Raw genomic sequence first — 26,247 nt, 5'->3', positions numbered from 1 at the left:
GGTTGCAGGCCGAACTCCGTTCGCGTGAAAAGCACCGCGTAGAATTTCGATCCGGAATACCTGCTAATCATCCTGTTTGCCCTGGACGAATTGAACGTCTGAGAGATGGCAAGATAAAATCAGAAAGGGCAGCGAATTAATTCGCGGCCCTTTCCTTGCTCTGTGGCGCGGCATCCACGACTTGCTCGTTACTTCATCCCAGCGCGCATCCGACCGCGCTTTTGCGAGGTTTTTAAGGCCCATCGGCCCAGAAATGGGCCGATGGACAAACTTTGGCGGCTATAATGGACAGAAAGTGGGCTAAAATGGACAAACATTTTTTTTCATCTCACTTCATCGACAGCCTCCGCCGCCTACCCGCACTTCGAATACCCGCAGCTGCCGCAGGTCATGCAGCCTTCGACCATGCGCAGGTCGTAGCTGCCGCAGGACCCGCAGGCCTTACCGCGCGGGGCACCTGTCAGGTTCACGACATCCGCCTGCGGGTCGGTCTTCAGCCCTTCGCCTTCGCCCGACAGGAAGCCCGTCGCGATCATGTGCTTTTCGATCACGCCGCCGATGGCCGCGAGGATCGAGGGCACGTATTTGCCCTGCATCCAGGCCCCGCCGCGCGGATCGAAGACGGCCTTCAGTTCCTCGACCACGAAGGTCACATCGCCGCCGCGCCGGAACACGGCCGAGATCATCCGCGTCAGCGCCACGGTCCAGGCGAAATGCTCCATGTTCTTGGAATTGATGAAGACCTCGAAAGGGCGCCGGTGCCCGGCCACCACCAGATCGTTTACCGTGATGTAGATCGCATGCTCGCTGTCGTGCCACTTCAACTTGTAGGTGGCCCCCTCCAGTTCCGTCGGACGGTCGAGCGGTTCGGTCATGTAGACGACCTCGGCCCCACCGCCCTCGTGCGGGACAGCCACGGGTTTGTCGTCGGACACGCTCAGCACGGACCCGGTCACCGCATTGGGGCGGTAGGTCGTGCAGCCCTTGCAGCCCTGATCCCAGGCGGCCATGTAGACCTCCTTGAAGTCGTCGAAGCTGATATCCTCCGGGCAGTTGATCGTCTTGGAGATCGACGAATCGATCCAGGTCTGTGCCGCCGCCTGCATCCGCACATGGTCCAGCGGGGCCAGCGTCTGTGCATTGACGAAGTAGTCGGGCAAGGGCGCGTCCCCATTCAGGTCGCGCCACATCTGCACGGCGTAATCGACGACCTCTTCCTCGGTCCGCGTGCCGTCCTTCTGCAGGACCTTGCGGGTATAGGCATAGGCGAAGACCGGCTCGATCCCACTCGACACATTGCCCGCATAAAGGCTGATCGTGCCCGTCGGCGCGATGGAGGTCAGCAGGGCGTTGCGGATGCCGTGTTCCCGGATCGCATCGCGCACGTCTTCGTCCATGGCCTGCATTGCCCCGGACGCAAGGAAGGCTTCTGCGTCGAACAGCGGGAAGGCACCCTTCTCCTTCGCCAGATCGACCGACGCCAGATAAGCGGCGCGCGCGATCGCGTGCATCCAGCGGTCGGTCTGACGCGCCGCCTCTTCGGAGCCATAGCGCAGGCCGACCATCAGCAGCGCATCGGCCAGCCCGGTGACACCAAGTCCGATCCGCCGCTTGGCCTGCGCCTCGCGGCGCTGCGCCTCAAGCGGGAACTGGCTGACGTCCACGACATTGTCCATCATGCGCACCGCCGTGGCGACCAGCGTGCCCAGCGCGTCCACATCAAGCGCCGCCGCATCGCCGAACGGATCGCTGACCAGCCGGGCCATGTTGATCGACCCCAGCAGACAGGCCCCATAAGGCGGCAGGGGCTGCTCGCCGCAGGGGTTCGTCGCGGCAATGGTCTCGCAATAGCTCAGGTTGTTGGCCGCATTGATCCGGTCGATGAAGATCACACCAGGCTCCGCCACCTCATAGGTCGACCGCATGATCGCGTCCCACAGGTCGCGCGCCTTGACGGTGCGATAGACCGTGCCGCCGAATACCAGGTCCCAGTCGCCCCCGGCCTTCACGGCGTCCATGAACGGATCGGTGATCAGCACCGACATGTTGAACATGCGCAGGCGTGCCGCGTCATGCTTGGCGGTGATGAAATCCTCGACATCCGGATGGTCGCAGCGCATCGTCGCCATCATCGCCCCCCGGCGCGACCCTGCCGACATGATCGTGCGGCACATCGCGTCCCAGACGACCATGAACGACAGCGGGCCGGACGCATCCGCCGCCACCCCATGCACCGCCGCCCCCTTGGGCCGGATGGTCGAGAAATCGTAGCCGATTCCGCCGCCCTGCTGCATGGTCAGCGCGGCCTCTTTCAGCATGTCGAAAATTCCGCCCATGCTGTCCGGCACCGTCCCCATGACGAAACAATTGAACAGCGTAACCTGCCGCGCCGTCCCGGCCCCGGCCGTGATGCGACCCGCCGGCAAATACTTGAAATCCTCAAGCGCGGCGTAGAACGTGTCCTCCCAGGCCGCAGGGTCTGCCTCCGCGGCAGCCAGCGAGGTGGCGATGCGCCGCCATGTATCCTCGACCGTCACGTCCCTGGGCGTGCCGTCCGCCGCCTTGAAGCGATACTTCATGTCCCATATCTGTTCGGCGATGGGGGCGGCAAATCGGGTCATGAAGCTATCCTGCTTTTAATGTTGGGAACGGCAGCAGGACTTGAACCCGCATCCCCCACACGGTAACCAGAACTTTGGTGAAGTACTGATTCCAGTCGCGTGGCGCTCTATCCAATTGAGCTATGCCGCTTTGAGTTTCCCGCCTCCAAATCTTTCGGATGCGGGACTCAATCCATAAGCCGAAACCCCGCCCGGCGCAATCGTCCGCCTGCCTTCCGTTGCGCCGGCAGGCGTGATAAACGGCCAAACACACCACCACATCTGGGGCACCGCCTTGTCGAACCACATAAATCTGGTGAAACTTTCCGTCGGCACGGAATCCATCGCCGACCTGACCGCGTGGCAGCGTCAGCGCGCCCGGCAGGGCGCTGATGGCCCGTATCGGCATGTCACCCGCATGTGGCCGAAACGCGAATCCGAGCTGCTGGACGGCGGCAGCATCTACTGGGTCATCAAGGGCGTGATCCAGTGCCGGCAGCGTATCGTCGCTTTGCAAGAGGTGACGGGCCAGGATGGCATCCGACGCTGCGGACTGGTGCTGGCCCCCGAGGTGATCCGCACGGCCTCCACCCCGAAGAAGGCGTTCCAGGGCTGGCGCTACCTCGCACCCGCCGACGCCCCCCGCGACCTGACGGACGCGCAGCAGGCCGAGGATGCCCTGCCCCCCGATCTGCAAAAGGCCCTCGCTGCCATCGGCGTGCTCTGATCCGCATTCATCTGGCCCATAAACTCCCGCCGGAGGCTCCGCCGCCGCCGACCTGCCGTGACCTTGCGTCAAACCCGGTGACAGACGGCCCGCCGCGTTGCACACTCCGACCCAAGAGGAGAGCCGCCATGTCCATTTTCCAGAGTTCATTCGACGACATCGCCCTGCGCGACATCTCGATCACCGACCGCGTCTTCGAGGGTCTGCGTCACCGCCCGAACGAGGTCGTGCTGACCGATGGCCCCACGGGCCGCACCCTGACGGCCGCAGAGTTCATCGAACAGGTCGAAAACTTGGCCGGTGGCCTGACGGCGCGGGGCCTCGGCGCGGGTCACACCATTGCGCTGATGGCCCCGAACTGCCCGGAATACTGCGTCATTTTCCACGCCATCGCCTATGCGGGCGGGACGATCACGACGATCAACCCGACCTACACCGCCTCCGAGGTGCGTCATCAGTTACAGGATTCCCGCGCGGAATACCTGATCACCGTGCCGATGTTCCTCGACACCGCGCGGGACGCGATCGGCGATACCGCTGTCACCGGCATCGCCACCATCGGTGCGGCCCCCGGCACGCCGGAACTGGCCGACCTGATGGGCGATCCGCTGTCGGGACAGGTCGGCATCGATTTCGACACCCACACGGTCGTGTTGCCCTATTCGTCCGGGACCACCGGCCTGCCCAAGGGCGTGATGCTGTCGCATCGCAATCTTGTCGTGAACGTCGACCAGATCATCGAAGGTGCGAATTTCCAGCGCGGAGAGACCGCCGCCGCCTTCCTGCCGTTCTTTCACATCTATGGCATGACCGTCATGATGAACGTCCATCTTGCAGGTGGCGGCTGCCTCGTGACCCTGCCGCGCTTCGACCTCGAACTCTTCCTGCGCATCAGCCAGGACCACGCCGCGCGACGCATGTGGATCGTCCCGCCCGTGGCGCTGGCGCTGGCCAAGCACCCGCTGATCGATCAATTCGACCTGTCGTCCCTGCAAGAGGTCTTTTGCGGTGCCGCACCGCTGGGGGCCGAACTGTCGAACGCCGTGGGCCGCCGCCTGAACTGCGTGTCCCTGCAGGGCTACGGCATGACCGAACTGTCGCCCGTCAGCCACCTGTCGCCGCGGGACGAGGCAAAGCCCGGTGCCTCGGGCCTTGCCGCGCCGAACGTCCAGTGCCGGATCGTGAACATCGAAACCGGGGCCGACATGGAGGCGGGCGAGGAAGGCGAGCTCTGGATCAAGGGGCCGAACGTCATGCAAGGCTACCTGAACAACCCAAAGGCCACCGCCGAGACCATCGTGGAGGACGGCTGGCTGCGCACCGGCGACATCGCGATGATCGACGCAGACGGTCAGATGTTCATCGTCGACCGCCTGAAGGAACTGATCAAATACAAGGGCTTTCAGGTCGCCCCGGCCGAACTCGAAGCCACCATCGTCGGCATGGACGGCGTGACCGATGCCGCCGTGATCGGCCTGCCCGACGCGGAAGCCGGCGAAATCCCGATGGCCTTCGTCGTGCGCACCGAAAACGGTCCGGACGCCGCCGCAATCAGGGCGCATCTCGCCGAAACCCTGTCATCCTACAAACAGGTCCACCGCATCGACTTCGTGGCCGAAATCCCGAAATCGGCCTCCGGCAAGATCCTCCGTCGCTTCCTGCGCGACCGGGTCAAGGCTGAGTGCTGAAACAGCGACGCGGTCGGCCCGAGTCCCGCTTCTTCTGGTCGAAAATATCCCGGGGGTCCGGGGGCAGCGCCCCCGGCGGATCAACCCTGCGCAGCGCGGCGCGACACGCTTACTCGATCCACGCTTTCCACTGGGCGTGACTACCGGCAAAGGCATTGATGTCGACCGGGCGCGCGATGCCAGGCACGATGCCGGTGCCGGTATATTGCCAGAATGCCCAGCCTTCGCCCGGATACCGCTCTGACGGATGCGCCGCGACGGACCGCAGCCAGAACTGCGTGCGCGGCAACTGGCCCAGCGCCGTGTCCCAGTAGAAATCCGGCGTCGTGTAGACCAGCGGCCGCTTGCCGTAATGCCGCTCGAGGATGTCGAGGAAGACGGTGGCCTCGGCCCGAACCTGCGCACCCGATGGTTTGCGGTTGCAGGACCGCGACTGGTGGTTCCATTCCATGTCCAGCACCGGCGGCAAGGCGGCGGGGTCGCGTGGCACGTTGGCGATGAACCAGGCCGCCTGTTCCTGCGGCGTCCGGCAGAAATAGTAGAAGTGATAGGCCCCGTGACGCACGCCCGCCGCGGCGGCACCTGCGCGGTAGGTGTGGAACATCGGATCGGCCAGATCGCCTCCTTCCGTCGCCTTCATGTAGGCAAAGGAGATGCCGCCCGCCCGGGCCTGACGCCAATTGACGTCGCCCTGATAACGTGACACGTCGACCCCGTGAACCGGGTAATAGGACGGCAACTGCCCCACGTTGTCGTGCGGTTCCGCGTCGGCAAAGGCCGGGTAGGTCACCGGTGCTGCCCGGCTGACCACTGCGGATCGCCCGCCGCACCCCGCCAGAAGCACCGCAGCCAGGGCAAGACAGACAAATGACCGCATCACGGCTCCCACATAAAAACCACGTCACCTTGACGACAGAACCGCATGGGCACCCGGCACTGTCAACCGCAGGATGGTGTTCTGCGTCTGAATTTCGGCACAATGGCGCGCGGTGCGCTGCACGGCCGCATCCTTCGGCGCGGGCTGTGCGTTGGGTCTGGCGTCGCACCCGATGGAAAGGATACCCCGCCATGCACCGCACCACCCTTGCCCTCGCCCTGCTCGCCACCACTGCCACTGCGCAGGACGATCTGCGCCAGACCTACGACAGTCGCATCGTCGGGCTGTGGCAAGGCGACGGTGGCACCTGCGCTACCGAGGTCGGCACCTGGGAGTTCGGCCATCCCGGCCTGCGCGGCAATGCCACCCGGTTCGACGTCCGGGGAATCTATGGCACGACCGACCGCCTCGTGATCGAGGTGCGGCGTTAGCCTGACGACACCGTTCTGAACCTCGTCGTGCGACCGACCGGGCCGGACAGCCTTGCCATCACGGCTCCCGGCATCGCCGCCGATGTCACCCGCTGCCTGACGGGGGCAAGTCCGGGGGACAGCACCGCCGCCTATGATGCGGCGCAGTTCAAGCCGATCCGCATGACCGGCCTGACCTGCGGCGACAACTGCTATATCGACTTCATCGAACAGACCGAGGGTGCGGCAGACTCCAGCGCACTGTGCACCGCCCCGCAATGCGCCGACTGGTTCGCGAACGGGGCCCTGCCGCCCGACCTGACGCTGGGCATCGTCGGTGCGGCCCTCAGGACCGGCACGCAGGTCGATGCCAGCGACAACGTCATGACGACCGATTTCCCGACCATCACCGCCTTCGGCCCGCCCGACACCCCCCTGCCCGGCACGATTGCGGTCCCGCCCGCCGCCGACCCCGACCTCACCGACATCAACGCGCAGATGGAGGCTGCGGCCCAGGCCTATGACGCCGCCCGGTTCAAGCCTGTCCGGCTGAGCCGACTTCAATGCGACAGTGAATGCCTGATCGCCTACGGCCCGCAGCTTGAAGGCACCCTCGACGGTCTGGCCCATTGCGCCGCCCCCGAATGTGCCGACTGGATCGCCGCCAAGGCCCTGCCGGACGGCTTCCGGCGCACCGTGGTCGGAGCCGCCTTCGCCGCCGATCCCGCCGCCGACGGCCTGCCCGTCATCACCGCCTTCGGACCGCCCGACGCGGGGCAACCGGCACAGCGGCTGCCCCTGCCCCCCGGCACCTACGTCGATTCGCAACTGTCCTGCGGTGACGCGCCCCATGCGGGCCTGCGGGAGTTCACCGGTGCGGGGTTCAACGGACCCGCGACACGCGATTGCACCTTCTATGCACCCAAACGCGACGGCGACAGCTTTCGCGGCATCCAGACCTGCACCGATACCGACAGCGGCACCCCGTCGACCACGCCCCTGACGGTGACGCTGGACGGCGATCTGGCCTTTACCCTGACCGAAGGCCCGGACGACACCCGGTCCTTCGCGTTCTGCCAAGGCGACTAGACGCCCAGCAGACGCTCCAGCCGTTTGTAGGTCTCGCGTTGCTGCATCGACCAGTCGCGGCGCGAGGTGCGGAACAGCGTCGCCTGACTGGCGTGGATCATGCCGTCCGACAGGATCTTCAGCCCGTTCGCGCGCAGGGTTTCGCCGGTCGAGGTGATGTCGGCAATCGCCTCGGCCGTCTCGTTCTTCACCGTGCCCTCGGTGGCACCCTGGGAATCCACCAAGGCGTAATCCGCAACACCCGCCTGTTTCAGGAAGTCGCGCACCAGCCGGTGATACTTCGTCGCGATCCGCAGGCGGTGGCCGTGGGTAGCCCGGAACGCCGCCGCCGCCGCGTCCAGATCGTCCAGCGTATCGACATCGACCCAGGCCTGCGGCACCGCGATGATCAGGTCCGCACCGCCGAACCCCAGCAGCGCCACCTCGCGCACCGCGTTTTCCCAGTTCACCAGCTTTTCGCGCATAAGGTCGGACCCCGTGACGCCCATCTGGATGCGTCCCGCCGCCAGTTCGCGCGGGATTTCGCCGGCACTCAGCAGGACCAGTTCCACACCGTCGATCCCGTCGACGGCCCCGGCGTATTCCCGGTCAGTTCCCGACTTGCGCAGGGTCACGCCGCGATGGCCGAACCACTGAAACGTCTTCTCCATCAGCCGCCCCTTGGACGGCACGCCAAGTTTCAGCATCACAGCGTCCCCCGCAGACGCAGCACCAGATCGGGCCGGATGACACCGCCGACCGCAGGCACCGCATGGCCTTCACCCAGCCGTGCCGTCAGCGCGTCATAGCGCCCACCGGTAGCGACCGGCGGCAGATTCGGGTCCTCGGCCGCATAGAAACCAAAGACGAAGCCGTCGTAATATTCCAGCGACGTGCGCCCATAGCTGCCCTCGAACTCCAGCGTCGCGATGTCGACGCCGTAGTCTTCCAGCGCGTCCAACCGCGCGTTCAGCCGCATGACGGCGGGACCGATGGCCGGCATGTCGACGGCGATGTCGCGCAACTGGCTCAGCACGTGATCCGAGGTTTCGCGCAGGCCCATCAGCGTATCCAGCAGCGCCAGCTCCTCGCCGCTGATCGGGGCGGTCGCGGCGTCGGCGCGCAGCACGGCGATCCTGTTTGCGACCTCGACCCTGCTGCGCTTGCCGATGTCGGGACCGGCATGGGCAAAGGGATCGTCCGCCGCCAGCAGCGCCGTCCGGGTCGGCGGAACAGGCGACCGGCCACCGTAACGGTCGAGCAGCGCGCGGAACCGCTTGGGCCGCCAGATATGCCGCATCAATGCGGCTTTGCGCGCCTGCGACGTGCGCAGACCGCCCACGGCGGCCATCAGGATGCCGATGTCGCCCGTCGCCGCCCGCAGCGGCAGGTCACCCAAGGCATCGCGAATCGCGGCAAAGACCTCTGCATCCGCCAGGGCCGGATTGCCGCCGTCAAAGACCTCGTATCCGACCTGCACGAACTCGTTCGCACGCTCCGGGTCACTGTCCTGCTTGCGAAAGACCTTGCCGGCGTAGGTATAGCGCGCGGGGTCCGCGTGGGTTTCCATGTGCATCTGCACGACCGGGACGGTGAAATCGGGCCGCAGCACCATCTCGCCCCGGATCGGATCGGCGGTCAGATAGGACCGCCCGCGAATGTCCTCGCCGTAAAGGTCCAGCAGGGTATCCGCCGGTTGCAGCACGTCGGTCTGCACCACCAGCGCATCCCGCCCGGCAAAGATGTCGCACAGGCGGTCGGCCTCTGCGAGGACGGACGCGAGGGTCACGTCTGCCCCGCCAGCATCTTCTGCACTTCAGCCACCAGATCGGACAGCGGCACTTCCCGCTGTTGCGGCCGATCCTTCCATTCCGCGGCCGTGGCGTCCTGCGCGATCTTGGCCCCAAGGATCAGGTCCTTGATCTGCACGACACCCCGGTCGAATTCATCTCCGCCCGCAATGACGGCAATGGGTGAATTGCGCTTGTCGGCGTATTTCAATTGATTGCCGAAGTTCTTCGGATTGCCAAGGTAGACTTCCGCCCGAATTCGACCCTTTGAGGGATCGGCAGGATCAATCAATGCGTCCCGCAATTTCTTTACCATCGTCTGATAATCCGCCATCCGCGCCTTATCCATGACCGTCACGACGACCGGCCCCGCGTCCTGCGTCTCCAGCCGCCCCGTGGCATGGAGTGCGGCCAGCAACCGGTCGACACCGATGGACACACCCGTTGCAGGCACCTCCTGCCCGGTGAACCGCTTCACCAGATTATCATACCGCCCGCCACCAGCCACCGAACCGAAGTTGCGCACATTGCCCTTTTCGTCCGTCACGTCGAAGATCAGTTCCGCCTCGAACACCGGCCCGGTGTAGTAGCCGAGACCCCGGACGACAGAGGGGTCGAATTCCAAACGACAGTCCGAATATCCGCCAGATTCAAGGTAACTGTGAATTTGACCCAGCTCTTCAACGCCTTGAAAACCAATATCTGATGTCCCGACCAAATTGCGAAGATGGTCCACGACACGCGTATTCCAGATTGAGCGGTAAGCTCCATATCTCACGCGTTCCTCGCGCTCTCCAAAAGCTATGTCAGTTGAATATCGCGCCCAAGTTAGCCGATCCTCGCGGTCCGTATCGCCTTCATCGCGTGCGTTTGCAGCTTCTCTCGCAAGATTGTCTGCGACCACTGATTTGCAATCGACGAAGCCCATAATCTTCTCGATTTGAAGCAAGTCCAGCCCCGCCCCCTTCGTGAAATCCCCGCTCTCGTCCTTTCGCCCCTCACCCAGCAAGGCGCGCACGCCGTCCACCCCCAACCGGTCCAGCTTGTCGATGGCGCGCAGCACGATGCCGCGCTCGGCTTCCTTGTCGTCACCGGACAGGCCCGCCACCTCCAGCACGCCGTTCAGGACCTTGCGGTTGTTCACGCGGATCACGTAGTCGCCACGGGCGATCCCGACGGCCTCCAGCGTGTCCGCCAGCATCGCGCAGATCTCGGCATCCGCCGCGACCGAAGGTGCGCCCACCGTATCCGCATCGCATTGATAGAACTGCCGGAACCGCCCCGGACCCGGCTTCTCGTTGCGCCAGACCGGACCCATCGCGTAGCGACGATAGGGCGAGGGCAGATCATTGCGATACTGCGCCGCGACGCGCGCAAGGGGTGCTGTCAGGTCATAGCGCAGGGCGAGCCAGTCGCCGTCCTCTTCCCATGCGAACACACCCTCGTTCGGGCGGTCCACGTCGGGCAGGAACTTGCCCAGCGCCTCGACCGTTTCGACTCCGCTCGTCTCCAATGGGTCGAAGCCATAGCGATGGTAGACCTCGGCGATCTTGCGCAGCATTTCGGTGCGCTGCGTCACCTCAGCACCGCGATAGTCACGAAAGCCTTTTGGCGTTTCAGCCTTGGGGCGCGGGGTCTTCTTGTCCTTGGCCATGATGGTCCTCTGACGACGGCATCGTTCGCTGCGCGACATACCCCGCAACCGCCTGCGGGGCAATGACGGGGTCAAGACCGCCGGAAAGTCGGAATGTTTCGCATGCGATACATATTATGTCATATAGAACATTGTTATTAATGGTTTATTTACGCTTTCAGCTCAGCAGGACGCAACACCTGTGGCGCGGCCCGTCTGCCCGCGCTACATATCCCGCCATGACCGATATCCTGCCATGACCGATATCCTGCCATGACCAATATCCTGCGCCTTGAAGAACAGATTGCCCATCTGACTCGCCTCGTCGAGGATCTGAGCGATGTCGTCGCCCGGCAGGACCGGGAGTTGGACGTTGCGACCCGCCGGATCGAGATGCTGATGCAGCGTGAGGCGACACGCGAAGCCGACGCTGGCGGCACCATCCCACTGGGCGACCAGCGGCCGCCGCACTGGTAGTGTCGGCCTTTCATCTGGCCAGATAAACTCCGGGGGAGGCGCAGCCGGGGGCAGCGCCCCCTCTGCCCTAGCGTTCGTCGCCCGCCTCGGCCACGACACCTTCGTGCAGCAGGTATTCCACCCAGTTGTCGCTGTCCGAAAACGACGGATAGGCCGTGACGAAGACGGTCCGCCGGCCCAGCGCGTCGATCCGCGCGCCGCAGGGCTGGCCAGAGGACACGCCGCAATAGGCGGCCTTAATCACCTCGTATGTCGTATCGGTGCTGGAATAGGGGCGCGTGTTCGCCGCCTGATACCGGACCCCTTCATGGGTCGCCACGTCGCCCATCAGCACGAGTGCCGCGGTGAACTGGCGCAGGCACCCATCGGTAAACCCGTCGACATAGTGGGCGCGCGGCACGGTGCTGGTCGGATTGCTGTCATAGACTGTGTATCCGGCGGCGGTGACGACGGGCTGACCCAGGCTTTTGGCCGCCGCGCCGCAGGTCGTGTCGATTTGCCCGAAAGGCAGACCAGCCCCCGGGGCCGCCTGTGCCACGTCCACGTCGCTGTTCACGACGGGCACCCCACCGGTGCCGGCGCAGGCCGACAGGGCAGCGCAAAGCGCGATGCTGGTCACATAGGTCTTCATGCTGTCCCCCCGGATGCGTCCAAGGGGAAGTATCACACGGGCACCACAAGGCGAGTCCCTTCGGCGTGATCAGGCGTCTTCGACCTCGATCACGCCACCAAGGCTGCGCAAGGCACCCCTGATCTGCGGGTTCACAGGAAAGTCCTGGCCCAGGTCCAGTTCGACCTCTCCCGGCAGGGACGGGTCCATCAGGCAGAAGTAGATCGGCCCGCGCGCGCCCTTCACCTTGTCGCGCACCGCCGATTCCAGCACCGACGCGACCGAGGGGATCGCGTCGGCGCAGTCGAGGAACACGCGCAGCCCGTTGGTCGTCGCATCCACGACGGCGGTGTCGATCGGGCTGACGGACCGGCCCAGCAGCTTCAACTGGTCGGATTCCATCGTCGCCTCGCATTGCAGGACGATCTGGTTGCCGGTTTCGAGGTGCGCGCGGGCCAGTTCCAGCGTGTCGCTGAACATCGTGACTTCGTATTGCCCGGTCGGGTCCGAAAGCTGCACGAAGGCAAAGCGATTGCCGCGTGCGGACTTGCGTTCCTGACGCCCTGACACGGTGCCCGCCATCTTGACGATGCAGGCGGCGCGCTCGGCCTTGACCAAGACCTCGTCCAGCGTCAGCACGCCCTTGCGCTTCAGTGCGCCCATGTAGTCGTCAAGGGGATGGCCCGAGAGGTAGAACCCGATGGCCTTGAATTCTTCGGCCAGCCGTTCCGCCGGCAGCCAGTCGTCGCCGCCCGCAAGACGCGGTTCGGGCAGGTCGTCACCGGCCTCTCCGAACAGGCTGACCTGATTGCTGGCCTTCTGGTCGTGGATCGCGGCGGAGTATCCGACCAGCGCATCAAGGGACGACATGACGCGGCGGCGGTTCGGGTCCAGAATGTCAAACGCGCCTGCCCGCGCCAGCATTTCCATCGGGCGCTTGCCGACGCGCTTCAGGTCCACGCGGCGGGCCACGTCGAAGAGGTTCACGAAGGGCCGGTCGATCATCTTGCCGCTAGGCCCTTCGGCCTGACGGCCTTCGACGATCAGCTTCATCGCCTCGACGCCCACATTCTTCAGCGCGCCCAAGGCATAGACCAGCTTGCCGTCCTTCACGTCGAAGGTCGCCATCGACCGGTTCACGCAGGGCGGGATGTAGGACAGGCCAAGGCCCTTCTTCACCTCCTGGAAATAGACGCCCAGCTTGTCGGTCAGGTGGATGTCGCAGTTCATCACGCCGGCCATGAATTCGACCGGGTGGTTCGCCTTGAGCCATGCGGTCTGGTAACTGACGACGGCGTAGGCTGCGGCGTGGGATTTGTTGAAGCCGTAGTTGGCGAACTTCTCGAGCAGGTCGAAGACCTCTGACGCCTTGCGCTTGTCGACGCCGTTCGCCATCGCGCCCTTCTCGAATTTCGGGCGTTCCTTGGCCATCTCCTCGGCGATCTTCTTGCCCATCGCACGCCGCAGCAGGTCGGCTCCGCCAAGCGAATAACCCGCCATGACCTGTGCGATCTGCATCACCTGTTCCTGATAGACGATGATGCCCTGCGTTTCCGCCAGCAGATGGTCGATGGAGGGGTGGACGGATTCAATCTCGCGCAGGCCGTTCTTGACCTCGCAATAGACCGGAATGTTCTCCATCGGGCCGGGGCGATAGAGGGCCACCAGCGCCACGATATCCTCGATGCAGGTGGGCTTCATCCGTTTCAGTGCGTCCATCATGCCAGAGGATTCCACCTGGAACACGGCGACGGTCTTGGCAGAGGCGTAAAGCTTGTAGGACGCCGGATCGTCCAGCGGGATCGCCCCGATGTCGTATTCGAAGCCGGCGGGCGGCTCATAAAGCCGCGTGCCGTCGGCGGCGACGTTCAGCGTACGACCGGTCTTGCGCACCAACTCCACGGCGTTCTGGATCACCGTCAGGGTCTTGAGGCCGAGGAAGTCGAACTTCACCAGACCGGCCTGCTCGACCCATTTCATGTTGAACTGGGTCGCGGGCATGTCGGACCGGGGGTCCTGATACAGCGGCACCAATTCGTCCAGCGGGCGGTCACCGATCACGACACCGGCGGCGTGGGTAGAGGCGTTGCGCAGCAAGCCCTCCACCTGCTGCGCGTATTTCAGCAGGCGGTCGACAACCTCCTCGTTCTTGGCTTCCTCGCGCAGGCGCGGTTCATCGGCCAGCGCCTTTTCGATGCTGACGGGTTTGACGCCCTCGACCGGGATCATCTTGGACAGGCGGTCCACCTGGCCGTAGGGCATCTGCAACACGCGCCCCACGTCGCGCACGGCAGCCTTGGACAGCAGCGCGCCGAAGGTGATGATCTGGCCGACCTTGTCGCGGCCGTATTTCGTCTGGACGTAGCGGATCACCTCCTCGCGGCGGTCCATGCAGAAGTCGATGTCGAAGTCCGGCATCGAGACCCGTTCCGGATTCAGGAAACGCTCGAACAGCAAACTATACCGCAATGGATCGAGGTCGGTGATCAAAAGGGCATAGGCAACGAGTGATCCTGCCCCCGACCCGCGACCGGGCCCGACGGGAATGCCTTCATTCTTGGCCCACTTGATGAAGTCGGCCACGATCAGGAAATAGCCGGGGAAGCCCATCCCCTCGATGATGTCCAGCTCGAACGCGAGGCGCTTTTCGTAGTCTTCCACCGAAACCGCGTGCGGGATGATCGAGAGGCGAAATTTCAGCCCCTCCTCGGCCTGCCGACGCAATTCGGCCACCTCGTCGGCCGCGAATTTCGGCAGGATCGGCGGACGCTTGTAAACCTTGAAGGCGCAACGTTTCGCAATCTCGACCGTATTCTCCAGCGCCTCTGGCAGATCGGCGAACAGCGTCGCCATTTCCTGCTGCGACTTGAAATAATGCTGCGGCGTCAACCGCCTGCGCGGCTCTGACTGGTCGACATAGGCGCCTTCGGAAATGCACAGCAGCGCGTCATGCGCCTCGTATAGACCGGTCTTTGGGAAATAGACGTCGTTGGTCGCAACCAGCGGCAGGCCCTTGGCGTAGGCCATCTCGATATGGCCCCGCTCGGACAGGGCCTCTGCCTCTGGCAGGCCGCCACCGTCGGGGTGGCGTTGCAGCTCGACGTAAAGCCGGTCGTCGAACAGGCTGTGCAGCGTTTCCATGACCTGTTCGGCACGGGGGCGCTGACCTTGCCGCAACAGCCGCCCGACAGGGCCGTCCGGCCCGCCGGTCAGGCAGATCAAACCCGCATTGTGATGGCTCAGATCGTCGAAATCGATCTGCGGCAGCTGCCCGTCACCGTCGAGGTAGGCTGACGAGTTCAGCTTCATCAGGTTCAGATACCCCGCTTCGGACTGCGCCAGCAGGACGATGGGCGCGGGATCGGGCGGGCGCTTGCCCGGTTCGGGTGTCGTGTAGGCCAGCGACATCTGGCAGCCGACGATCGGCTGCACCCCGGCCTTGGACGCATATTCGCTGAATTCCAGCGCCGCGAACATGTTGTTCGTGTCGGTGATCGCGACGGCGGGCATGCCTGCCGCCTCGGCGAGGCCCGCAAGTTTCTTGACCGGAACGGCCCCTTCGAGCAGAGAATATTCCGTGTGGACGCGCAGATGAATGAATCGGGGTGCTGACATGGAGCCAGCATAGGCGCGCGCCTCGCAAGGTGAAACCGTGAAAGCATGTCCGACCGGCCTTGCCCTGACGTCTGCCATGGCGCTGACCCCGACATGCGCAATGCCCAACTCTCGCCGACGCAGACCTTTCCGGTCCGGTGCCGCATCTGATGTCGATCATGCGCCTGCCGGAGCGGTATGCCGCGCATCAGTTACCCAATAGGCTAAGTAACTTGACGCAGGCCCCGCGCGCTGCCACGATACCTTCATGACGATGCACCTGAACCACTTCTTTGCCGCCCTGTCCGACCCGACGCGCCGGGCCGTGGTGGAACGGCTGGCGTCTGGTCCGGCGTCGGTCAGCGACCTTGCTGCACCGCATCCGATGGCGCTGCCGACCTTCATGAAGCACCTCGCGGTTCTGGAAAAGGCGGGTCTGGTGCAGACGATCAAGAAAGGGCGCGTGCGGATGTGTCACCTCGACGCGACGCCGCTGGTAACCGCGCAGGGCTGGCTCGCCTGGCAGCGCAGACTGTGGGAAACGCGGCTGGATCACATCGACCAGCTTGCCTTGGCACTGGAGAAAGGGACCGACGATGAGCGATGACCTGACACTGACCTTCACGCGGACGCTGAAGGCGAGCCCCGCAAACGTCTGGCGCTGCTGGACGGAACCGGATCTGATCAAGCAGTGGTTCACCCCCCGACCGGTCAAGACGACAGAGGTCGAGATCGACCCGACTCCCGGCGGCACGTTCCGCACCGTGATGGTCGTGCCGGACCACGGCACCATGGCCGGCGATGCCGGTTGCATCCTGGTTGCCGACACCGATCGCCGTCTGGTCTGGACCAATGCGCTGGGGCCGGGCTTCAAGCCGAACCGGATGGGCGATGGCCCGATGGACTTCGCCTTCACCGCCGAAATCCTGATCGCACAGGCCCCAAACGGCTGCACCTACACCGCCACGGTGATGCATGCGACGCCAGAGGCCGCTCAGGCGCACAAGGACATGCGTTTCTTCGACGGCTGGGGCACGGCCACAACGCAACTGGAAGAAGTCGCGGGCGGCCTGTAAAAGAGGCATGTGTCCGCCCTTCTTCTCGTCGAAAATATCTCGGGGGGCGGCGCAGCCGGGGGGCTGGCCCCCTCCACCCTTGCAAATCGCGCCGCGACCCGCTTTGGTGATCCAAACGGGGGCCGACCTCTACGCCGCATCGACGTCGCGCCATGCCCCGACAGACCCTGGTAACGCGGCAGGTTATCACATGAACATCACGTTTCTTCTGAACGGAGAGACTGTCACTGCGGACGTGGCCCCCACCGTCACCCTGCTCGATTTTCTGCGCGAGGCGAAAGGCCTGTGCGGCACGAAGGAAGGTTGTAACGAAGGCGACTGCGGGGCCTGCACGGTCATGGTGACGGACGATCACGGGGCCCGCGCGCTGAACGCCTGCATCCTCTTCGTGCCGCAGCTGGCCGGCAAGGCCGTGCGCACGGTCGAAGGCATCGCGGGGCCGGACGGGCTGCACCCGGTGCAGCAGGCGATGGTGGATCACCACGGCTCGCAATGCGGCTTCTGCACGCCGGGGTTCGTCGTCAGCATGGCCACCGCGCATCTGAACGGCCGCACCGACCACGATGACCAGCTGGCGGGCAACCTGTGCCGCTGCACCGGCTATGCGCCGATCATTCGCGCGGCGCGCGCGGCAGAGGCGGCCCCGGTGCCGTCATGGATGCACGAAGACCTGGCCAAAGAGGGCGCGTCAGCAACCGATGCGGCCCCGGCCACGGTGGACGCGCTGGCGGCTTGGTGCCTCGACCACCCGGATGGCACGCTGATCGCGGGGGCGACGGATGTGGGGCTTTGGGTGACGAAGCAGTTTCGAGAGCTGGGCGAAGTGGCGTTCCTGCACGCCTGCACGGACTTGCAGGGGATCGACATCACCGAGGATGCCATCCGCATTGGCGCGGGCGTTACCATGACCCGCGTGCTGGATGCGGTGGCGGACGACTATCCGTCCTACGCCGCGATGATCCGGCGCTATGGGTCGGTGCAGGTGCGCAATGCGGCGACCATCGGTGGCAACATCGCCAACGGCAGCCCGATCGGTGACAACCCGCCCGCGCTGATCGCCCTTGATGCGACCCTGCACCTGCGACGCGGCGAAGCGGTGCGCGATCTGCCACTGCAGGACTTCTTTCTGGCCTACGGGCGTCAGGACCGGCAGCCGGGCGAGTTCGTGATCGGTGTCACGATCCCGCGCGGGCGGTCGGCGCACCGGGTTTACAAGCTGTCCAAACGCTTCGATCAGGATATCAGTGCGGTCTGCGGCGGGTTCGACGTGACGGTCGACAATGGTCAGGTGACGGCTGCACGCATCGCCTTCGGTGGCATGGCCGGGGTGCCGATGCGCGCCGCGGCAGTAGAGGCGGCCCTGATCGGCCAGCCGTGGACGGAGGCCACGATCACGACCGCCCTGCCCGCCTTTGCCGCGGATTTCCAGCCGATGTCCGACATGCGCGCCAGCGCCGCATACCGGCTGGAGGCGGCGCAGAACATGCTGCGGCGCTACTTCGCGGATCTGTCCGGCGCGGATGTGGATGTGCGGAGGGTCATCGCATGAGCGTCGCCAGCCCCCTGCCCCACGACAGCGCCACCCTTCATGTGACAGGGGCCGCGCGCTACATCGACGACCTGCCTGTGCCGGCGGGGACACTGCATCTGGCCTTCGGCCTGTCGGATGTCGCATGCGGCGCAATCACGGGCATGGACCTGTCGGCGGTCCGCGCGGCACCCGGTGTCGTCGCGGTGCTGACGGCCGACGACCTGCCCTACGTCAACGACGTGTCGCCCAGCAACCATGACGAGCCGTTGCTGGCCATGGGCCGGGTGCATTACGCCGGTCAACCGATCTTTGCCGTGGTGGCAATCAGCCATCTGGCCGCGCGCCATGCGGCGCGGCTGGGCCGCGTCGAGATCGCGGCCGAAACCCCGATCCTGACCGTCGAAGAGGCGCTGGCCGCGAATGCCCGGTTCGAGGATGGACCGCGCATCTGGACGAAGGGCGACGTGACCACTGCACTGGCACAGGCACCGCACCGGGTGCAGGGCCGCATCGAGATGGGCGGTCAGGAGCATTTCTACCTTGAAGGTCAGGCTGCGCTGGCGCTGCCGCAGGAAGGGGGCGACATGGTCGTCCATTCCTCGACCCAGCATCCGACGGAAATCCAGCACAAGGTGGCCGAGGCGCTGGGCGTGCCGATGCACGGTGTCCGCGTCGAGGTGCGCCGGATGGGCGGCGGTTTCGGCGGCAAGGAAAGCCAGGGCAACGCGCTGGCAGTCGCCTGTGCCGTCGCCGCACGGCTGACCGGCAAGCCCTGCAAGATGCGCTATGACCGCGACGACGACATGATCGTCACCGGCAAACGGCACGATTTCCGCATCGACTATGACGCGGGCTTCGATGATCGGGGCCGCCTGACAGGCGTGGATTTCACACATTACACCCGCTGCGGCTGGGCGATGGACCTGTCCCTGCCGGTGGCCGACCGGGCGATGCTGCACGCCGACAACGCCTATCTGCTGGATGCCTGCCGCATCACGTCGCACCGCTTGAAGACCAACACGCAAAGCGCCACGGCCTTTCGCGGCTTTGGCGGACCGCAGGGTGTGCTGGGGATCGAGCGGGTAATGGACCACGTGTGCCATGTGCTGGGGCTTGATCCGGTGGCGGTGCGGCAGGTGAATTACTACGCTCCCATGGGCGAGGTCGGAGGGGGGCTGTCTGCCCCCCGGCCTGCGGCCCCCCCCGAGAGTTTATCCGGCCAGATGAATACGGAAGATGTGGCATCGCGTGGGGCACAGGTGACGGCGGACGACCGGGCCACGGTGCCGGCCGAGGTCGTGAACGCGACACCCTACGGGATGGCGGTCACGGATTTCATTCTGGACGAAATGACCGGGAGCCTGCTGGCAACGAGCGACTACGCGGCGCGCAAGGAAGCGATTGCGGAGTGGAACGCGGGCAACCCGCTGCTGAAGCGGGGCATCGGCTTTGCGCCGGTGAAGTTCGGGATTTCCTTCACCTTGACGCACCTCAATCAGGCGGGAGCGCTGGTGCATGTCTATCAGGACGGGTCGGTGCATCTGAACCACGGCGGGACCGAGATGGGACAGGGCCTGTTTCAGAAGGTCGCGCAGATCGCGGCGGCGCGGTTCGGCATTGATGTGGCCGCCGTCCGGATTACCGCGACGGACACCGGCAAGGTGCCGAACACTTCGGCCACGGCCGCGTCATCCGGGGCGGACCTGAACGGGATGGCGGTGGCCATTGCCTGCGACACGATCCGCGACCGCATCGCCGTCTGTATGGCGGCGCTGCATCAGGTAGCACCGGATACGGTGCGGTTCGTGGACGGGCAGGTGCAGGTGGCGGGCGACACGATGAGCTTTGCCGCCGCCGTATCCACCGCCTACCAGAACCGCGTGTCGTTGTCGGCAACGGGGTTCTACAAGACGCCCGACCTCGCCTGGGACCGGGTGAAGGGTCAGGGGCGGCCGTTCTTCTATTTTGCGCAGGGGGCCGCGGTGACGGAGGTGGTGATCGACACGCTGACCGGCGAAAACCGCATCCTGCGCTGCGACATCCTGCACGACGCCGGGGCATCGCTGAACCCGGGGATCGATCTGGGACAGATCGAAGGCGGGTATGTGCAGGGCGCGGGCTGGCTGACGACCGAGGAGCTGATCTGGGACGACAGGGGCCGCCTGCGGACCCATGCACCCAGCACCTACAAGATCCCCGCCTGCGCCGACCGGCCGGATGTTTTCAACGTGGCCCTGTGGGATCAGCCCAATCCGGCGGCGACGATCTATCGGTCGAAGGCGGTGGGCGAGCCGCCGTTCATGCTGGGGATTTCGGCATTCCTGGCGCTTGGCGATGCGGTGGCGGCCTGTGGTGCTGCCTGGCCCGACCTGCAGGCCCCGGCGACCCCGGAGGCGGTGCTGGCGGCGATCAACCGGGCGCGCGCGTGAGCGGGATTTGCATCACCGTGGCGCGGACGGCGGGGTCCGTGCCGCGTGGACCCGGCACGCAGATGATGGTCTGGGCGGACCGGACGGAGGGCACCATCGGGGGCGGCGCGCTCGAATGGCGGGCGATGCGGGAGGCCCGCGCGATGCTGGCCGACGGGCGCGCCGCGGCGGTGATGACGTGGCCGCTGGGGCCGGCGCTGGGGCAATGCTGTGGCGGATCGGTGACGCTGGACTTCGCCGTGGCCGAGGGGTTGGCAACCACGCCCGGTGCGCCGCTGTGGATCTGGGGCGCAGGTCATGTGGGACGGGCACTGGTCGGCGTCATGGCCCCCCTGCCCGAGTGGGACATCACCTGGGTCGACACCGGCACGGACCGGTTTCCGCCCGATGCCGCGGTCACGACACTGGTGGCCACCGATCCGGCGCGGGCGATGGTCCATGCGCCCGACGCGGCACATCACCTGATTCTGACCTATAGCCACGACATCGACCTTGCCTTGTGTCACGTGGTGCTGTCGCGGCCCTTTGCCAGTGCGGGATTGATCGGGTCGGTGACGAAATGGGCGCGGTTCCGCAACCGGCTGGCAAGTCTGGGCCATGCGCCTGCCGCAATTGCACGCATCGCCTGCCCGATCGGTGATCCGTCCTTGGGAAAACATCCGCAGGCCATTGCCATTGGCGTCGCCATGGCGATGCTGGGGCGCAACGGACAACGGACCGAGGAGGCCGGATGAGCGAGACCCTGCTGCGCCTTGACGGGCTGACGAAGGCCTATCCCGGTGTCGTCGCCAACCGGGAGGTGTCGTTCCAGATCGGGCGCGGCGAGATCCACGCATTGCTGGGCGAGAACGGCGCGGGCAAATCGACGCTGGTCAAGACGGTCTATGGCCTTGTGAAGCCGGATGCCGGTACGATGACGCTGAACGGCGCCGGTTTTGCGCCCGCCGACCCGGGCGCCGCGCGGCGGGCGGGCGTGGCGATGGTGTTCCAGCACTTCTCCCTGTTCGACGCGATGACTGTGGCTGAAAACATCGTTCTGGGGATGGACGATCCGCCGTCCCCCCGCGCCATCGCGGAGGAGGTGCGGCGGGTGAGCCGGATGTACGGCCTGCCACTGGACCCGGACCGGGTCGTGGGCGACCTGTCGGCGGGCGAACGGCAGCGGGTCGAGATCATCCGCTGCCTGTTGCAGGATCCGAAACTGCTGATCATGGACGAGCCGACCTCGGTTCTGACGCCGCAGGAGGTGGACATCCTGTTCCTGACCCTGCGCAAGCTGGCGGCCGAGGGGACGGCGATCCTGTACATCAGCCACAAGCTGGGCGAGATCGCGGCGCTGTGCGACACCGCCACGGTGCTGCGGCAGGGGCAGGTCGTCGCGACCTGCGATCCGCGCCGGACGGCCCCCCGCGAAATGGCGGAACTGATGGTGGGCGCTGTCCTGCAGGCCCCGGTGCGCGTTTCGCGGCCCGAGGGGCCGGTGCTGCTGCGGTTGGCGGGGCTGACCGCCCCTGCGCCGCATCGGTTCGGCACGGCGTTGAAGGAGATCAGCGTCACGGTGCGCGGCGGCGAAGTGCTGGGGATCGGCGGCGTCGCGGGTAACGGGCAGGACGAATTGATTGCGGCCCTGTCCGGCGAGATGCGCGTGACCGACGGCATGGTTCTGCTGGCAGAGGTGCCGATGGGCCGCGCGTCGGTTGAAGCACGGCGGGCGGCGGGGTTGCTGTGCGCGCCCGAGGAACGGCTGGGCCATGCGGCGGCCCCGGACATGACGCTGACCGAAAACGCGCTTCTGACCGGGGTGACCCGCAAGGGACTGGCGCGGAATGGTTTTTTGCGCTGGAGCGACGCGCGGGCCTTTGCAGAGAACATCATCGCGGTCTTCGACGTGCGGACGCCGGGGCCGGGGAACACGGCGCGGTCGCTGTCGGGCGGCAACTTGCAGAAGTTCGTCATCGGGCGCGAGATCCTGCAATCGCCGCAGGTGCTGGTGGTGAACCAGCCGACCTGGGGCGTGGATGCCGCCGCCGCAGCGGCGATCCGGCAGGCGCTGCTGACGCTGGCGGATGAGGGTGTGGCGGTCGTCGTGATCTCTCAGGATCTGGACGAATTGATGGAGGTGTCGGACCGCTTCTGTGCGCTGACTGACGGGCGGCTGTCGAAGTCGCGGCCCGCACGGGGTCTGAGCGTCGACGAAATCGGGATGATGCTGGGCGGCGCGCATGATCTGGAGGCCGCGCATGTGGCAGAGTGACGGGCGCCTGTCGCAGGCGCGTCCTTGGGGCGAAAGGGCGCTAGGTCCGGCGGCCCTGTCCGGTGTCGGCACAGGCGCCTCCGGCGGGAGTTTGTCTGGCCAGATGAAGTTGGGGGTCGGCGCATGATCGTGCTGGAGAAGCGTCCGCAACCGAGCCGGGCATGGAGCTATGCCGCACCCGTGCTGGCGGTGGTGCTGACCATGCTGGTGGGCGGCGCGCTGTTCGCGGCACTGGGCAAGAACCCGGTGGAGGTGATCCGGACCATCTTCCTCGACCCGTTGTTTTCGCAGAACGCCTGGTTCTATCGCCCGCAACTGCTGATCAAGGGGGCACCGCTGGTGCTGATCGCGGTCGGCCTCAGTTTCGGGTTCCGGGCGGGGATCTGGAACATCGGGGCGGAAGGGCAATACATCATCGGCGCGCTGTGCGGCGCTGCGGTGGGGCTGGCGTTCTATCCGACCGAGAACCGGTTGATCTTTCCGCTGATGATCGCGGCAGGTGCATTTGGCGGCTGGGTCTGGGCGATGATCCCCGGCGTGCTGCGGGTCAGGTTCGGGACGAACGAAATCCTCGTCAGCCTGATGCTGGTCTATGTGGCCGAAAGCCTGCTGGCGGCGATGGCGCTGGGGCCGTTGAAGAACCCGGAGGGCATGGGATTTCCAGGCAGCCGGAACCTGTCGCAGTATCCGAGTGCCGCCAATCTGGACCTGATCTCGGGGTCGGGAATGCATTGGGGTGTCGTTTTCGCGCTGATCGCGGTGATCCTCGCCTATGTGGTGCTGTCGCGGCACATCTTCGGGTTCCAGGTGCGGCTGGCCGGGCAGGCCCCGCGCGCCGCACGGTTCGCGGGGGTCAACCCGGCAGGGATGATCCTGATCTGCATGGGCATTTCGGGCACGCTGGCAGGTCTTGCCGGCATGTTCGAGGTAGCGGGGCCTGCGGGGCAGGTGACGATCGATTTCAACGTGGGCTACGGATTCACCGCGATCATCGTGGCGTTTCTGGGCCGGCTACATCCCGTCGGCATCCTGCTGGCGGGCGGGCTGATGGCGCTGACCTACATCGGCGGTGGCATCGCGCAAAGCAACCTTGGCCTGCCGGCGGCGGCGATTTCGCTGTTGCAGGGGATGCTGCTGTTCTTCCTGCTCGCGGTGGATGTGCTGACCCATTATCGCCTGCGCCTGACCCAAAAGGCGGTGGCGTGATGGACCTGAGTGCGATCAATCCGATCCTGCTGCTGGCGTCCCTGATGGTGGCCGCGACGCCGATCCTGCTGGCCGCGATCGGAGAGCTGGTGGTCGAACGTGCCGGCGTGCTGAATCTGGGTGTGGAAGGCATGATGATCACGGGTGCCGTCTGCGGGTTCATCGTGGCGGTGGCGACCGGATCGCCCTGGCTGGGATTTCTGGGGGCGGCGGTCGGCGGCGCGCTGCTGTCGCTGCTGTTCGGCGTGCTGACGCAGTTTCTGCTGTCGAACCAGGTGGCGACGGGTCTGGCACTGACGCTGTTCGGGCTCGGGCTGTCGGCGCTGATGGGGCAAAGCTATCGTGGCATCCGCGCGCCTGCCTTTCCCACTTGGGACGTACCGGTGCTGAGCGACATTCCGTTCGTCGGACCCATCGTGTTCCAGCACGATCCGATGGTCTATCTTGGCATCGGGATCGTGGCGGGCGTCTGGTTCTTCCTCAATCGGACGCGGGCGGGCCTGATCCTGCGGGCAGTGGGAGAGAACCACGACGCCGCTCATGCGCTGGGCTATCACGTGCGGCGGACGCGGATGCTGGCGATCATGTTCGGCGGGGCCTGCGCGGGGCTTGGCGGGGCCTATCTGTCACTTGTCCGGGTGCCGCAATGGACCGAGGGCATGACGGCGGGCGCAGGCTGGATCGCACTCGCCATCGTGGTCTTTGCTGGCTGGCGGCCGTGGCGTCTGCTGCTGGGTGCCTATCTCTTTGGCGGCGTCACGGTGTTGCAGCTTAATCTGCAGGCGGCCGGGGCGCGGGTGCCGGTCGAGTACCTTTCGATGTCACCCTATCTTGCCACCATCGCGGTTCTGGTCATCATGTCCGCCGGACGGGCGCCCGGATCACTGGGACGAATCTTTCACGCTGCCCGGTAGGGCGGCCACCAACGGGGAAAACCACAATGAAAAGAAGAACTCTGCTTGCATCCGGCGTCGCCGCCGCCGCCCTTGCCGCGACGGGTCTGCCCGCGTTGGCGCAGGACAAGACCAAGGTCGGTTTCATCTACATCGGCCCCGTGGGTGACGGCGGCTGGACCTATGAGCATGACAAGGGCCGTCAGGCCGTGGCCGATGAATTCGGCGACGCCGTGGAAACCGTCTATGTCGAATCCGTGCCCGAAGGCCCTGACGCCGTGCGCGTGTTGCAGCAGATGGCGCTGGACGGTGCGGACCTGATCTTCACCACCTCGTTCGGCTACATGGACCAGACGATGGAAGTCGCCGCCAAATTCCCCGACGTGAAGTTCGAACATGCCACCGGCTTCAAGACCGCCGACAACGTGGGCGTGTATTCGGCCCGGTTCTACGAAGGTCGCGCCGTGCAAGGGCACATCGCGGGTCATCTGACGACATCGAACATCGTCGGTTACATCGGGTCCTTTCCGATCCCCGAGGTCATTCGCGGCATCAACTCTGCCTATCTGGCGGCGAAAGCCGTCAACCCGGACGTGCAGTTCAAGATCGTCTGGGCCTACACCTGGTTCGACCCGGCAAAAGAGGCGGACGCTGCCAAGACGCTGATCGAACAGGGGGCCGACGTCGTGTTGCAGCACACGGATTCCACCGCGCCGCAGGCGGCCGCACAGGCGGCGGGCAACGTCTATACCTTTGGGCAGGCGTCGGACATGTCCGAATATGCGCCGATGCCGCGCGTATCCTCGATCATCGACAACTGGGCCCCCTACTACATCGCGCGCACAAAGGCTGTGATGGACGGCACCTGGACCAGCGACACGACCTGGGACGGGATCGGCGCCGGCATGGTCGGCATCGGTGAGATCAGCGACGCCGTCCCCGCCGAGGTCAAGGCCAGCGCCGAAGCCCTGCGCGATTCCATCGCGGCGGGCGACGTGCATCCGTTCACCGGGCCGATCAACAAGCAGGACGGCTCTGCCTGGCTGGCCGAGGGCGAGACGGCGGACGACGCCACGCTGCTGGGCATGGACTTTTATGTCGAAGGGATCGAAGGCGATATTCCACAATAAGCCCGTCGTTTGCTTATGCAAAAGGCCCGCCGGTTCGGCGGGCCTTTTCAATTTTCAACGCATCTTTCAGCGTGCCGGTCAGTCGTCGATATCGGTATCGATGCCAACGCCGTCGTCGCCATCGGCGATGATCTGGATGCGCGAGGTTTTCAGCGCCAGGTTCGATTCGTCGTTCATGATGCGCTTGATCTCTTCGACTTCATCGTTGGTCAACGTCTCGCCGGGGGTCAGGCGCACGCCGAGCAGCGACAGGT

Annotated in this window: 21 protein-coding genes and 1 tRNA gene; 14 read left to right on the top strand and 8 right to left on the bottom strand. The window is 65.4% G+C overall.

What is annotated here, in order from left to right; all coding sequences use genetic code 11:
• Nucleotides 1-353: 353 nt before the first annotated feature.
• Nucleotides 354-2,621 (bottom strand): adenosylcobalamin-dependent ribonucleoside-diphosphate reductase, encoded by a 2,268-nt coding sequence (locus tag ACOI1H_RS15255; protein ID WP_422438694.1) that lies wholly within the window; start codon nt 2,619-2,621, stop codon nt 354-356.
• 22 nt (nt 2,622-2,643) lie between these two features.
• Nucleotides 2,644-2,751: transfer RNA gene (locus ACOI1H_RS15250), tRNA-OTHER, on the bottom strand.
• 144 nt (nt 2,752-2,895) lie between these two features.
• On the opposite strand from ACOI1H_RS15250, the gene ACOI1H_RS15245 reads away from it, so the two are divergent.
• Both ACOI1H_RS15245 and ACOI1H_RS15240 read left to right on the top strand, forming a co-directional pair.
• Nucleotides 2,896-3,327 (top strand): DUF1489 family protein, encoded by a 432-nt coding sequence (locus ACOI1H_RS15245; RefSeq protein ID WP_422438693.1) that lies wholly within the window; start codon nt 2,896-2,898, stop codon nt 3,325-3,327.
• Nucleotides 3,328-3,455: 128 nt separating this feature from the next.
• Entirely contained in the window at nt 3,456-5,015 is a 1,560-nt protein-coding gene (locus ACOI1H_RS15240; RefSeq protein WP_422438692.1) for an AMP-binding protein, read from the top strand.
• A 109-nt stretch (nt 5,016-5,124) separates the two neighbouring features.
• Here ACOI1H_RS15240 and ACOI1H_RS15235 read toward each other — a convergent pair whose 3' ends face one another.
• Nucleotides 5,125-5,892: a GH25 family lysozyme gene (locus tag ACOI1H_RS15235; protein WP_422438691.1), complete on the bottom strand. Its 768-nt coding sequence runs from the start codon at nt 5,890-5,892 to the stop codon at nt 5,125-5,127.
• 191 nt (nt 5,893-6,083) lie between these two features.
• On the opposite strand from ACOI1H_RS15235, the gene ACOI1H_RS15230 reads away from it, so the two are divergent.
• Both ACOI1H_RS15230 and ACOI1H_RS15225 read left to right on the top strand, forming a co-directional pair.
• Nucleotides 6,084-6,323 carry a hypothetical protein gene (locus ACOI1H_RS15230; RefSeq protein ID WP_422438690.1) on the top strand — a complete coding sequence of 80 codons (240 nt, stop codon included), beginning with the start codon at nt 6,084-6,086 and terminating at the stop codon, nt 6,321-6,323.
• 27 nt (nt 6,324-6,350) lie between these two features.
• Nucleotides 6,351-7,391 (top strand): hypothetical protein, encoded by a 1,041-nt coding sequence (locus ACOI1H_RS15225; protein WP_422438689.1) that lies wholly within the window; start codon nt 6,351-6,353, stop codon nt 7,389-7,391.
• Here the strand turns inward: ACOI1H_RS15225 and hisG are convergent.
• The 3 genes from hisG to hisS are packed head-to-tail and all read right to left on the bottom strand — an operon-like array spanning nt 7,388 to nt 10,814.
• Nucleotides 7,388-8,080: an ATP phosphoribosyltransferase gene (gene hisG, locus ACOI1H_RS15220; RefSeq protein WP_422438688.1), complete on the bottom strand. Its 693-nt coding sequence runs from the start codon at nt 8,078-8,080 to the stop codon at nt 7,388-7,390. The two genes, ACOI1H_RS15225 and hisG, sit on opposite strands and share 4 nt — an antisense overlap.
• Nucleotides 8,077-9,159, bottom strand: a complete 1,083-nt coding sequence (locus ACOI1H_RS15215; RefSeq protein ID WP_422438687.1) for an ATP phosphoribosyltransferase regulatory subunit — start codon at nt 9,157-9,159, stop codon at nt 8,077-8,079. The genes hisG and ACOI1H_RS15215 overlap by 4 nt, the downstream gene beginning before the upstream one ends.
• Nucleotides 9,156-10,814 carry a histidine--tRNA ligase gene (hisS, locus tag ACOI1H_RS15210; RefSeq protein WP_422438686.1) on the bottom strand — a complete coding sequence of 553 codons (1,659 nt, stop codon included), beginning with the start codon at nt 10,812-10,814 and terminating at the stop codon, nt 9,156-9,158. Before hisS ends, ACOI1H_RS15215 begins: the two co-directional genes overlap by 4 nt.
• Before the next feature lie 252 nt (nt 10,815-11,066).
• Here hisS and ACOI1H_RS15205 point away from each other — a divergent pair, with 252 nt between their 5' ends.
• Nucleotides 11,067-11,270, top strand: coding sequence for a SlyX family protein (locus ACOI1H_RS15205; RefSeq protein ID WP_422438685.1), 204 nt, complete (start codon nt 11,067-11,069; stop codon nt 11,268-11,270).
• A gap of 67 nt (nt 11,271-11,337) precedes the next feature.
• Here ACOI1H_RS15205 and ACOI1H_RS15200 read toward each other — a convergent pair whose 3' ends face one another.
• Nucleotides 11,338-11,901 carry a hypothetical protein gene (locus ACOI1H_RS15200; protein WP_422438684.1) on the bottom strand — a complete coding sequence of 188 codons (564 nt, stop codon included), beginning with the start codon at nt 11,899-11,901 and terminating at the stop codon, nt 11,338-11,340.
• A gap of 69 nt (nt 11,902-11,970) precedes the next feature.
• A complete protein-coding gene (dnaE, locus tag ACOI1H_RS15195; RefSeq protein WP_422438683.1) occupies nt 11,971-15,495 on the bottom strand; it encodes a DNA polymerase III subunit alpha in 3,525 nt (1,174 codons plus the stop codon).
• 247 nt (nt 15,496-15,742) lie between these two features.
• On the opposite strand from dnaE, the gene ACOI1H_RS15190 reads away from it, so the two are divergent.
• From ACOI1H_RS15190 to ACOI1H_RS15150, 9 genes are all read left to right on the top strand, one after another.
• Complete coding sequence (locus ACOI1H_RS15190; RefSeq protein ID WP_422438682.1) at nt 15,743-16,081, top strand: ArsR/SmtB family transcription factor; 339 nt, start codon at nt 15,743-15,745, stop codon at nt 16,079-16,081.
• Nucleotides 16,071-16,550, top strand: coding sequence for an SRPBCC domain-containing protein (locus tag ACOI1H_RS15185; protein WP_422438681.1), 480 nt, complete (start codon nt 16,071-16,073; stop codon nt 16,548-16,550). Before ACOI1H_RS15190 ends, ACOI1H_RS15185 begins: the two co-directional genes overlap by 11 nt.
• A 190-nt stretch (nt 16,551-16,740) precedes the next feature.
• Nucleotides 16,741-18,099 carry a xanthine dehydrogenase small subunit gene (gene xdhA / locus ACOI1H_RS15180; protein WP_422438680.1) on the top strand — a complete coding sequence of 453 codons (1,359 nt, stop codon included), beginning with the start codon at nt 16,741-16,743 and terminating at the stop codon, nt 18,097-18,099.
• Complete coding sequence (gene xdhB / locus ACOI1H_RS15175) at nt 18,096-20,510, top strand: xanthine dehydrogenase molybdopterin binding subunit (protein ID WP_422438679.1); 2,415 nt, start codon at nt 18,096-18,098, stop codon at nt 20,508-20,510. Before xdhA ends, xdhB begins: the two co-directional genes overlap by 4 nt.
• Nucleotides 20,507-21,244 carry a xanthine dehydrogenase accessory protein XdhC gene (gene xdhC, locus ACOI1H_RS15170; protein WP_422438678.1) on the top strand — a complete coding sequence of 246 codons (738 nt, stop codon included), beginning with the start codon at nt 20,507-20,509 and terminating at the stop codon, nt 21,242-21,244. The genes xdhB and xdhC overlap by 4 nt, the downstream gene beginning before the upstream one ends.
• On the top strand, nt 21,241-22,764 hold the full coding sequence (locus ACOI1H_RS15165) for an ABC transporter ATP-binding protein (protein WP_422438677.1): 1,524 nt from the start codon (nt 21,241-21,243) through the stop codon (nt 22,762-22,764). The genes xdhC and ACOI1H_RS15165 overlap by 4 nt, the downstream gene beginning before the upstream one ends.
• A 123-nt stretch (nt 22,765-22,887) precedes the next feature.
• Nucleotides 22,888-23,970, top strand: coding sequence for an ABC transporter permease (locus ACOI1H_RS15160; RefSeq protein ID WP_422438676.1), 1,083 nt, complete (start codon nt 22,888-22,890; stop codon nt 23,968-23,970).
• Nucleotides 23,970-24,884 carry an ABC transporter permease gene (locus tag ACOI1H_RS15155; RefSeq protein WP_422438695.1) on the top strand — a complete coding sequence of 305 codons (915 nt, stop codon included), beginning with the start codon at nt 23,970-23,972 and terminating at the stop codon, nt 24,882-24,884. Before ACOI1H_RS15160 ends, ACOI1H_RS15155 begins: the two co-directional genes overlap by 1 nt.
• Nucleotides 24,885-24,910: 26 nt before the next feature.
• Nucleotides 24,911-25,993 carry a BMP family ABC transporter substrate-binding protein gene (locus tag ACOI1H_RS15150; RefSeq protein WP_422438675.1) on the top strand — a complete coding sequence of 361 codons (1,083 nt, stop codon included), beginning with the start codon at nt 24,911-24,913 and terminating at the stop codon, nt 25,991-25,993.
• The last annotated feature ends 254 nt before the right edge of the window (nt 25,994-26,247 follow it).

It is taken from the genome of Loktanella sp. DJP18, assembly GCF_049310965.1.
Taxonomy (GTDB): Bacteria; Pseudomonadota; Alphaproteobacteria; order Rhodobacterales; family Rhodobacteraceae; genus Loktanella.
Note: the sequence above shows the minus strand (reverse complement) of the source record. Positions and strands in the feature narration are given on the sequence as shown.